The following is a 9,869-nucleotide window of genomic DNA, read 5'->3' on the forward strand; positions in this document are numbered from 1 at the left end:
TCCGCTCTAACTCGCTACCGACCTCGAAGACCGTTGCGAAGCCGGGCGCGTTCATGTTCGAAGACGAAAGCGCGAACAATTTCGAGGCGGGCCTCAAATACAAGGGGCGTAACGTCGCTTTCAATCTGTCGGTCTACCGCACCGATTACAAGGATCTTCAAGTCAATATCTTCGACGGCGGACTGAATTTTAATGTCCGCAACGCCGCGGGGGCCCGCACGCAAGGGGTTGAAGCCGACTTCCGCGCCGCTATTGCCGACGGACTGACGATCAGCGGCGCTGTCGCTTATCTCGACTTCAAGTTCACCAATTTCACCGACGGCCAATGCTATTATCTGCAAACGCCGGCCGCGAATGGCTTCTGCGACTATTCGGGCAAGCGCAACGCGCTCAGCCCCAAATGGTCGGGGAACCTCAATCTCGATTATACGACCCCCGTGACGGCGGACATGAAGGTCGCGTTCAACGTCAACGCCGACTTCTCGTCCTCCTATATCGCGTCGGCCAACCTCGACCCGCGCACGCATCAGGACGGCTATGTGAAGCTCGGCGCGCGGCTTGCACTGGCGCAGGTCGACGATCGCTGGGAGGTCGCGCTGATCGGCCGAAACCTCACCAACCAGCGCATCCTGCAGACGGCGAGCTCGATGCCGCTCGCGACGACGATCACGCGCAACGCCGGCAATGCCTATAACGGCATTGTCGACCGGCCGCGGACGATCGCCGTACAACTGACCGGGCGCTTTTGATGCCGCGGGGAGGGCGGTCGATGCCGTCCTCCCCGCCGCGGGTGCCAGCCTTGCCGCTGCATCGCCCTTGGTTTAGGGGCGGGTAGGGACAAGGACGGCTTATTTGAAACACGACCGCACGATCAGGGCCTGTTCGATCTGGCGCGCGCTCGATGTCGTCGGCGACGTGCCGGTCCTGTTGATCATGGAACAGACGTTCCTCGGGACTCACAGCTTTGATGAATTTGTCGCGCGCACCGGCCTTGCGCGGTCGGTCGTCAACGGCCGGCTCAAGAAGCTGGTCGAAGAGGATTGCCTCGCGAAGGTGCCCAGGAAGGGCGGGCGCGGCTTTCACTATGTGCTGACACAAAAGGGCCGCGACCAATTTCCCAACGGCCTGATGATGCTGCGCTGGCAGCATAAATGGGAAGCCGATAGCCGCGATTTCCAGGTCCGGCTTCATCACGCGACCTGTGGCCACGCGACCGAGCCGGTGCCGGCATGCGCGCATTGCCATGCAGAGATCGATCCGCGCGACGTCGACTGGCGCGAAGGCCCGGGGCTGGCGCAGGTCGTCCCGCATTACGAGCGCCGCCGCTTCAATGGCGAGATCGGCGCACGGCGCCCCGGTGGCCGCCCGCTCGTCGACACGATGATCGAATTGTTCGGCGATCGCTGGGCGACGCTTGTCGTCCGCGCGATGTTCACGCGCATCAACCGCTTCGACGATATCCAGCGCGACACGCTGATGGCAACGAACATCCTGAGCGGGCGGCTCGAACGGCTGGTGCGGCAGGGCATCTTGAAGACCGTACCCTATTCGACGCATTCCGACCGCGTCGAATATCGGCTGACCGCCAAGGGGCGCGACCTGTATCCGGTGCTCCTCGCGCTCCTGCAATGGGGCGACAAATGGTTTTCGGACGAGCGGGGGCCACCGCTGCTGCTGACCCATCGCCCGTGCGGTCACGACCTCCGGATGGTCGCGGCGTGCAGCCATTGCGGCGACGAACTGCAGCTGTCGAACAGCAGCTTTACGATCGAAACGACCGGTGGCGGTGAGGGCGCCGCGTGACATTGCGCTTTTCAGCCCCTATATGCGCGGCATGCGGACGCTGATGCGCCTCCTGATCGGTTTGCTGATTTCCCTGTCCATCGGGCTGGGAAGCGTTGCGCATGCCGCCGAGGCGCCGGTGCCGGTCGCGGCGGGGGTCTGCGCCGAAGATGCCGGGCACACGCAGGGCGAACCCGCGAACGATCCCGACAAGATGGGACTCCACAATCACGGCGGCTGCCACGGACATCATCAGGTTGGCAGTCCTGCCGACGGCGACTTCGTGACGCACCTGCCGCTCCATAGTGTCAATTTCGCTGCCGGCCACGATTTCGTTCCGCAGTTGATTCCCGGCGCGAACCTGAGGCCGCCGATCGCCTGAACCAGCCCGCGCTGCCGGTCCAACCGGCGGCTGATTTTGGCTTGTTCAGGATAATCCCCAATGAAAGCATATATTGCGGCCGTTCTGGCCGTTCCGCTCTGTGCCGTTGCGGCGCAGGCGCAGACATCGCCTCCGTCCGCGGGCGGCGAGGTGCTGACCCTCGATGAAGCGCTCGCCGACGCCGGCGTGACCACGCCGCTGACACAGGCGGCCGAAGCCGGCGTCTGGGCCGCGCAGGCCGGGCGCGGCGTCGCCCGGCTCCGCCCCAATCCGTCGGTCAGTGTCGACACCGAAAATGCGCTCGGCACCGGACCCTACCGCGGTTTCGACGAATCGGACACGACCATCGCGTTCGCGATGCCGGTCGAACTCGGCGGAAAACGATCGGCGCGCATCGCGGTCGCCGACGCGCGGATCCGGCGTGCTGACATCGACCTCGCGGTCGCCGAGGCCGACCGGCGTCTTGCGGTGACCGAAGCCTATGTCGCGACGATCGCGTCGGAACGGCGGGCCGCCGTTGCCGAGGCGCAGGTCGCGGTTACGACCGAAAACCTGCGAATCGCGCGCGACCGGGTGATGGTCGGGGCGAATTCGCCGATCGACGAACAGCGCGCAGCGCTCGAACAGGTCCGCGCGACCACCGACGCCGAGACCGCACTGCGGACCGCCATCGCGGCGCGCGTGACGCTGACGCAATATGTCGGCGACGGCGCGCGGTCGGCGCTCGACCAGCGCTGGTGCGACGTTGCTGCGGCGACGCGGCAGGGGCCGGCGGCGCCGGTCGATGCGCGCGGAACGCTCGCGCTTGCCGCGGCGTCCGCCGATGCCGCGACGGCCGCGGCGGAGCTGCGGCTGGCCCGCAGCCAGCGCGCGCCCGATCTGACGCTGACCGCGGGGACGCGGCGGCTCGAGGCGAGCAATGATCAGGCGATGGTGTTCGGCGTCTCGCTGCCGCTGCCGCTGTTCAATGGCGGCAAGGCGGCGGTGACGCAGGCGGCGCGCGAGCGTGACCGCGCCGAGGCGCAAAGCCGGATCGCGCTGTTCGAAGCCGAGCGGGCGATCACGGCCGCCGAGGCGGAGCGCGATCGCGCCGCGACAGCGGTACGGGCGTCGGGCCCGGCACTGGCCGCCGCGACCGAAGCCGCGCGGATTGCGCGTGTCGGTTATGCCGAGGGCAAGTTCGACCAGCTCATCCTGCTCGACGCCGAACGGACCCTGCTCGACACGCGCCGCGCCGGAATCGACGCGCGCGCTGCCTATCACGATGCCGTCGCCCGCCTCGCGCGGCTGACCGCCAAATTGCCCGCCGAAGGGGGTGCACAATGAAAATGATATCGAACAACCGGGCGGCGTTGCCGCTCGCGCTCGCACTTGTTCTGGCGGGCTGCGGCCAGCAAGCCGCCGAGCCCGCCGCGAAGGCGGCCGAAAAGGAAGCCGAAACCGAAGGTGAAATCCATCTGACGGCGAAACAGATCGCCGCCGCGGGCATCGCGCTGGTTCGTCCGGCGACCGGCGGTGCGGGACTGCTCAGCCTGCCCGCGACGATCGAAAGCGACCCGCAGGCGACGCAGGTCGTTTCCGCGGCGATCGGCGGTCGCGTTGTCGCGCTGAACCGTAATCTGGGTGAGAGCGTCCGGCGCGGCGAAGTCGTCGCGGTGATCGAAAGCCGCGACGCCGCCGGATTGCGCGCCGAGGTCGAAGCGGCCCAGGCGCGTGCCGGCTTGGCGCGCTCGAACCTCGCCCGCGAGGAACGGCTGTTTGCACTCAAGGTCTCACCCGAGCGCGATCTGATCGCCGCGCGCACTGCGATGACCGAGGCGAACATCGCGCTTCGGCTTGCCTCGCAGCAGGTCTCGGCCGCGGGTGTCGGCGGCGGCGCGCTCAACCGCATCGGCGTCGTCGCGCCGATCGGCGGGCAGGTAACCGCGCGCAGCGTCGTGCTGGGCCAGACCGTGGCGCCCGATGCCGAGCTGTTTCGCGTCGCCAATCTTGGGCGCGTCGCGATCAATCTGTCGCTGACTCCGGCCGATGCCGGACGCATTCGCGTCGGCACCCCGGTCGAGGTCCGGGCGGGCGCGCGCACTGCTACCGCGCGTGTCCATTTCGTGTCGCCCGTTCTCGACGCCGCGACACGCCTCGTTCCCGCGGTCGCCATGCTCGAAAACGGCGGCGGCACCTGGCGCCCCGGCGAGCCCGTCACGGTCAACCTGCAGGTCGGTGCGTCGGGCGATGCCGTGAGCATACCCGACAGCGCGATCCAGACCGTCGAAGGCCGGACGAGCGTCTTCGTCCGGACGAAGGAGGGATTTCGCACCGTGCCGGTGATCGTCACGTCGCGCGTCGGCGGCATGGCCACCGTCACCGGGCTGTCGGGCCGCGAGAGCCTTGCGGGCGAGGGCAGTTTCACCCTGAAGGCGGAACTCGCCAAGGGCGAAGCCGAGCATGGGGGGCACTGACATGATCGCCTCCATCGTCAATTTCGCCGTCGCGCGGCGCTGGTTCGTCCTGCTCGTCACCGCCATTGCGACGCTGATCGGCGCCTGGGCCCTGAGCCGCCTGCCGATCGACGCCGTTCCCGACATCACCAACAATCAGGTGCAGATCAGCGCCCGCGCACCCGCATTGTCGCCCGAACAGGTCGAACGCCAGGTCGCCTTTCCGATCGAAACCGCGCTTGCCGGCATTCCCGGGCTTGAAAGCACGCGTTCGCTGAGCCGTAACGGCTTTGCTCAGGTCACCGCGGTGTTCACCGACGCGACCGACATCTATTTCGCACGGGCGCAGGTCGCCGAGCGGCTGCGCGATGCCGAACGGGCGTTGCCCGAAGGCGTCGACCCCGAAATGGGGCCGATCGCGACGGGGCTTGGCGAGGTCTTCATGTGGACGGTCCATATGGAGCACCGCAAGGACGACAAGCACAAGGCCGGCGAACCCGGAATGCAACCCGACGGCAGCTATATCACACCCGAGGGCGACCGCTTGGTCACCGATACCGAAAAGGCGACCTATCTGCGTACCGCGCAGGACTGGATCGTCACGCCGTTGCTCAAACCGATCCCCGGCCTCGCCGGTGTCGACACGATCGGCGGCTATGTGAAGCAATATCAGGTTGTGCCCGATACACAGCGGCTCGCGGCGCTCGGGCTAAGCCTGGGCGATCTCGCGCAGGCGCTCGAAGCGAACAACCAGGCGATCGGCGCGGGTGTGGTCGACCGTAACGGTGAAGGCCTCGCAGTCCGCTCCGACGCGCGCATCGGCGGCGCCGAACAATTGGCGCAGACGGTGATCGCGACGCGCGGCGGGGTTCCGATCCGGCTCGACCAGGTCGCGAGCGTGCGCACGGGACAGGCGATCCGCATGGGGTCGGCGTCCGAGAATGGCCGCGAGGTGGTCGTCGGTACCGCGATCATGCGCATCGGCGAGAACAGCCGCAACATCGCCGGGCTGGTTGCCGAAAGGCTGGAGGAGATCAATGCCTCGCTGCCAACCGACATCATTGTCCAGCCGGTGCTCGACCGTACCGGGCTCGTCGAGGCGACGGTCAAGACGGTCGCGAAGAACCTGACCGAGGGCGCGCTGCTCGTCATCGTCATCCTCTTCCTGCTGCTCGGCAATTTTCGCGCCGCGCTGATCGCGGCGCTCGTCATCCCGATCACGATGCTGCTGACGAGCTTCGGCATGCTCAAAGGGGGCGTCTCGGCAAATCTGATGAGCCTCGGCGCGCTCGATTTCGGGCTGATCGTCGACGGTGCTGTCATCATCGTCGAAAATACGCTGCGGCGTATCGGCGAGCGGCAGCATCAACTCGGCCGGACGCTTGATCGCGACGAGCGGCTCGGGGTAGTCGCCGCGGCCGCACGCGAGATGATCCGGCCGTCGGTCTACGGGCAAGCGATCATCATCCTCGTCTATGTCCCGCTGCTCACGCTGACCGGGGTCGAAGGGAAGACCTTCACGCCGATGGCGCTGACGGTGATCGTTGCGCTGGCGGCCGCTTTCGTCCTGTCGCTGACCTTTGTCCCCGCGCTGCTCGCGATCTGGCTGTCGAAGCCGGTCGAGGAGAAAGAGGGGCGGATCATGCGCTGGCTCGGCGCGCGATACGAACCGGGCCTCGACCGCGCGATGGGCAGGCCCCGCAAGACGATGTTCGCAGCATTGTTCGCGCTGCTGCTCGGTGCTGGGACCTATGTCACGCTGGGGCAGGAATTCCTGCCGCAACTCGATGAAGGCGACCTCACAGCGCAGCTGCTGCGCGTTCCGGGGACGTCGGTCGACCAGAGCCAGGCGATGCAGCTCCGCGCCGAACGCGCGCTTGCCGCGCTGCCCGAGGTGAAGTTCGTCTTTTCGAAGACCGGCACCGCCGAACTCGCGTCGGACCCGATGCCGCCGAACATCTCCGACACCTTCATCATCATGAAGAACCGGAAGGACTGGCCCGACCCGCGCCTGTCCAAGGCCGAACTGACGGCGAAGGTCGAAAAGGCGCTTGCGGGCCTGCCCGGCAATGCGTTCGAGATCAGCCAGCCGATCCAGATGCGCTTCAACGAGCTGATCGCCGGGGTGCGCGGCGATGTCGCGGTCAAGGTTTTCGGCGACAACAGCGATGCGATGGCTGCGACGGCGAACAGCATCGCGGCGGTCCTGCGCAAGACCGAGGGGGCGACCGATGTCCGTGTCGAGCAGACCGAAGGGTTGCCGATGCTCGATATCCGGCCGAACCGCGACGCGATGGCCAGCCTTGGCATCACCGCCGCGGCGCTGCAGGAAACCGTCGCGGCGGCGGTCGGCGGGCGCGATGCTGGGGTGATCTTCGAAGGCGACCGGCGTTTCGCGGTCACCATCCGCCTCTCCGACACCGCGCGCGCCGATTTCGCGGCGCTGGGGCAGGTGCCGGTGCCGACCCCGGGGGGCAGCTTCGTTCCGCTCGAAAGCGTCGCCGAGCTTGCTGTCGTCGATGGTCCGAACCAGATCAGCCGCGAAAATGGCAAAAGGCGGATCGTCGTCCAAGCCAATGTCCGCGGCCGCGACGTCGCGGGCGTTGTCGAGGATGCGCAAAGTGCAATACGTGAGCAGGTGCGCCTCCCCGCCGGCCAATATGTCGAATGGGGCGGGCAGTTCGAAAATCTGGCCTCGGCGCGCGACCGGCTCGCGCTCGTTGTCCCGGCCTGTTTCGCGCTGATCCTGCTGCTTCTCTACGGCGCTTTGGGAAGTGTGCGCGATGCGGCGATCGTCTTCACCGGCGTCCCGCTGGCACTCGTCGGCGGGATACTCGCGCTCGCTTTGCGCGGGATGCCCTTTTCGATCTCGGCGGCGGTGGGTTTCATCGCACTGTCCGGCATCGCGGTGCTCAACGGGCTGGTGATGGTGACATCGATCCAGCAGTTGATTGCCGAGGGCATGGCGCGCGCCGAGGCCGCAAAGGCCGGTGCGCTGGCAAGACTTCGGCCGGTCGTGATGACCGCGCTCGTCGCCTCGCTCGGCTTCGTACCGATGGCGCTCGCCACCGGTGCGGGGGCGGAGGTGCAGAAACCCCTTGCGACGGTCGTCATCGGTGGCCTGATCTCGGCGACGTTGCTGACCCTGTTCGTACTTCCGACGCTCTATGCGCGCTATGGCAGGCCGCGCGTTCGTGAGTCGGATATCGAAACTGCGCCCGCGGGCGCCGTGCCTTTGGGAGCATGACGATGGGACAGGATCACAGCCACGATCATGTCGCGGGCGCCAATACTCGTATGCTCGGTTGGGCCCTGGCGCTGACGGCGACCTTTCTGGTCGTGGAGGTGGCGGGCGGGCTGTATTTCAACAGCCTCGCCCTCCTGTCCGACGCCGGTCACATGCTCACCGACGTCGCTGCGCTCGCGATCGCGCTGCTGGCGATCAAGCTCGGCGCGAAGCCGCCCGACGACCGGCGGAGCTTCGGCTACCGCCGCGTCGAGATCCTCGCGGCGGTGTTCAACGCGCTGATGCTGTTCGCCATCGCGATCTATGTCTTCGTCGAGGCGGTCGAACGCTTCCGCGACCCGCAGCCGGTGCAGTCGTGGGGGATGATGGCGGTCGCCGCCGTGGGCCTTGTCGTCAACCTGATCGCGATGCGCATGCTCGCCGCGGGGAAGGAGGCGAGCTTCAACGTCAAGGGTGCCTATCTGGAGGTTTGGGCCGACATGATCGGTTCGGTTGGCGTCATCCTTGGCGCCATCGCAATCCGCTTTACCGGCTGGACGTGGGTCGATCCGGTGGTTGCCGTGCTCATCGGCCTGTGGGTGCTGCCACGGACATGGATATTGCTCCGCGGCACAATCAACGTCCTGCTCGAGGGCGTTCCCGACGGCGTCGACCTGGTCGAGGTCCGCGCTGCGGTAAAAGGCGTGTCAGGGGTCGCCGAGCTGCAGCGACTACAGGTCTGGTCGATCAGCAATCGTGACAATCAGGCAGTGGTGCATATTCTCGCCTCGCCGCGAGCCGATATTGCGGTCCTTCAACGCGGCGTCGCCGAAATGTTGCACGACCGGTTCGATATCGCCGCCTCGACGGTTCAGGTCGAACCCGCGCCGCTCAAGGCATGATCCGGCCTTCGTCGCGCCGGGGCATCGGCGCGACGAAGCGCAGGACAAGCGCCGACAGGGTGAGCCAGCCCGCCGAAGCGAGGATCGCGGCCGGCAACGAAGACAGGTCGGCGAGCAGCCCGAGCGTATAGGCGCCGAGCGCCATCGCGCCGAAGGTGACGGCTTGATAGATCGACAGGCAGCGGCCGAGGATTTCCTCGGGCGAGCGTAGCTGCATCGCGACGTTGAGCGTCGTCAGCGTCGACACCCACGCACCGCCGGCGACGAAGGCCGCGAGCATGACCCACGGCAGGTCGGCGGTGAGCGCGACCGGCAGCATCGCGGCGGCGAAGACGAGCGACGCGGCGGTTACCACCGGGTCGCTGCCCCAGCGTCGGCGCGCGGCGCCAATCCACAGCGCAACAAAGATCGACCCCGCGCCAAAGGCAGCGAGGCACAGCCCATAGATGATTTCGGTTCCGTGCAGCCGGTCGCGGACGAGCGACGGCAGCAGTGCCTGGAACCCCGCTGCGCCGAAACCGAAGACAAAGCCGCGGATCAGTACGCGGCGCACCGGATCCGAATGCGCACAGAACCGGATGCCCGCCGCGATTGCAGTCAACATCGGGGCGCGGCGCGGCGGGACGGTTTCGGGGTGCCAGCGTAGCAACACGACGATCAGCGCCAGATAGCTGAGCGCATTGAGCCCGAAGGCAGCCGCGGTACCGACAATCGCGACCAGCATCCCGCCGAGCGCCGGGCCGACGCTGCGCGCCAGGTTGAAAGCGATCGTGTTGAGCGCGATCGCCTGCGGCAAATCGCGTGGTCCGACCTGCATGCGCACCGAGGCCTGCCACGCCGGCCCGTTGAGTGCGGTCCCGCACCCGACCGCAAGCGTGAAGAAGAGCAGGGTGAGCGGAGTGATCGCACCGAGATAAGTCGTTAGCGTCAGCGCCGCCGAGACGATCAGCATTCCGGTCTGGGCAGCGAGCATCACGCGCCGCCGGTCGAAATTGTCGGCAATCGCGCCTGCGAAAATACCGAGCAGCATGATCGGGATCGTCGCGCCAGCCTGCACCAGCGCAATCAGCAGATGCGAACTGGTCAGTTCGGTCATCAGCCATGCAGCCGCGACGGACTGGATCATCGACCCCATGTTCGAC

Annotated in this window: 8 protein-coding genes; 7 read left to right on the forward strand and 1 reads right to left on the reverse strand. The window is 67.0% G+C overall.

Annotated elements, in window-relative coordinates; genetic code table 11:
* From VGD20_RS17765 to VGD20_RS17795, 7 genes are all read left to right on the forward strand, one after another.
* On the forward strand, positions 1 to 749 hold a 749-nt coding region (locus VGD20_RS17765; RefSeq protein WP_331135708.1), incomplete at its 5' end, for a TonB-dependent receptor domain-containing protein.
* 103 nt (positions 750 to 852) lie between these two features.
* Positions 853 to 1,803, forward strand: a complete 951-nt coding sequence (locus tag VGD20_RS17770) for a winged helix-turn-helix transcriptional regulator (RefSeq protein WP_331135709.1) — start codon at positions 853 to 855, stop codon at positions 1,801 to 1,803.
* Positions 1,787 to 2,164: a hypothetical protein gene (locus tag VGD20_RS17775; RefSeq protein ID WP_331135710.1), complete on the forward strand. Its 378-nt coding sequence runs from the start codon at positions 1,787 to 1,789 to the stop codon at positions 2,162 to 2,164. The genes VGD20_RS17770 and VGD20_RS17775 overlap by 17 nt, the downstream gene beginning before the upstream one ends.
* Positions 2,165 to 2,224: 60 nt before the next feature.
* Entirely contained in the window at positions 2,225 to 3,490 is a 1,266-nt protein-coding gene (locus tag VGD20_RS17780) for a TolC family protein (RefSeq protein WP_331135711.1), read from the forward strand.
* On the forward strand, positions 3,487 to 4,620 hold the full coding sequence (locus tag VGD20_RS17785) for an efflux RND transporter periplasmic adaptor subunit (protein ID WP_331135712.1): 1,134 nt from the start codon (positions 3,487 to 3,489) through the stop codon (positions 4,618 to 4,620). The genes VGD20_RS17780 and VGD20_RS17785 overlap by 4 nt, the downstream gene beginning before the upstream one ends.
* Before the next feature lies 1 nt (position 4,621).
* A complete protein-coding gene (locus tag VGD20_RS17790) occupies positions 4,622 to 7,846 on the forward strand; it encodes a CusA/CzcA family heavy metal efflux RND transporter (RefSeq protein WP_331135713.1) in 3,225 nt (1,074 codons plus the stop codon).
* Positions 7,847 to 7,848: 2 nt separating this feature from the next.
* Positions 7,849 to 8,727, forward strand: a complete 879-nt coding sequence (locus VGD20_RS17795) for a cation diffusion facilitator family transporter (protein WP_331135714.1) — start codon at positions 7,849 to 7,851, stop codon at positions 8,725 to 8,727.
* On the opposite strand, the gene VGD20_RS17800 is transcribed toward VGD20_RS17795, so the two are convergent.
* Positions 8,717 to 9,869: MFS transporter (locus VGD20_RS17800; RefSeq protein WP_331135715.1), on the reverse strand; the 1,153-nt coding region annotated here is incomplete at its 5' end. The two genes, VGD20_RS17795 and VGD20_RS17800, sit on opposite strands and share 11 nt — an antisense overlap.

The organism is Sphingopyxis sp., assembly GCF_036402335.1.
Classification (GTDB): domain Bacteria; phylum Pseudomonadota; class Alphaproteobacteria; order Sphingomonadales; family Sphingomonadaceae; genus Sphingopyxis.

What these genes read in the sequence shown, in the direction of transcription:
- VGD20_RS17790 (WP_331135713.1), top strand. Translation starts at nt 4,622, where the DNA reads ATGATCGCCTCCATCGTCAATTTCGCCGTCGCGCGGCGCTGGTTCGTC.
- VGD20_RS17795 (WP_331135714.1), top strand. Translation starts at nt 7,849, where the DNA reads ATGGGACAGGATCACAGCCACGATCATGTCGCGGGCGCCAATACTCGT.
- VGD20_RS17780 (WP_331135711.1), top strand. Translation starts at nt 2,225, where the DNA reads ATGAAAGCATATATTGCGGCCGTTCTGGCCGTTCCGCTCTGTGCCGTT.
- VGD20_RS17785 (WP_331135712.1), top strand. Translation starts at nt 3,487, where the DNA reads ATGAAAATGATATCGAACAACCGGGCGGCGTTGCCGCTCGCGCTCGCA.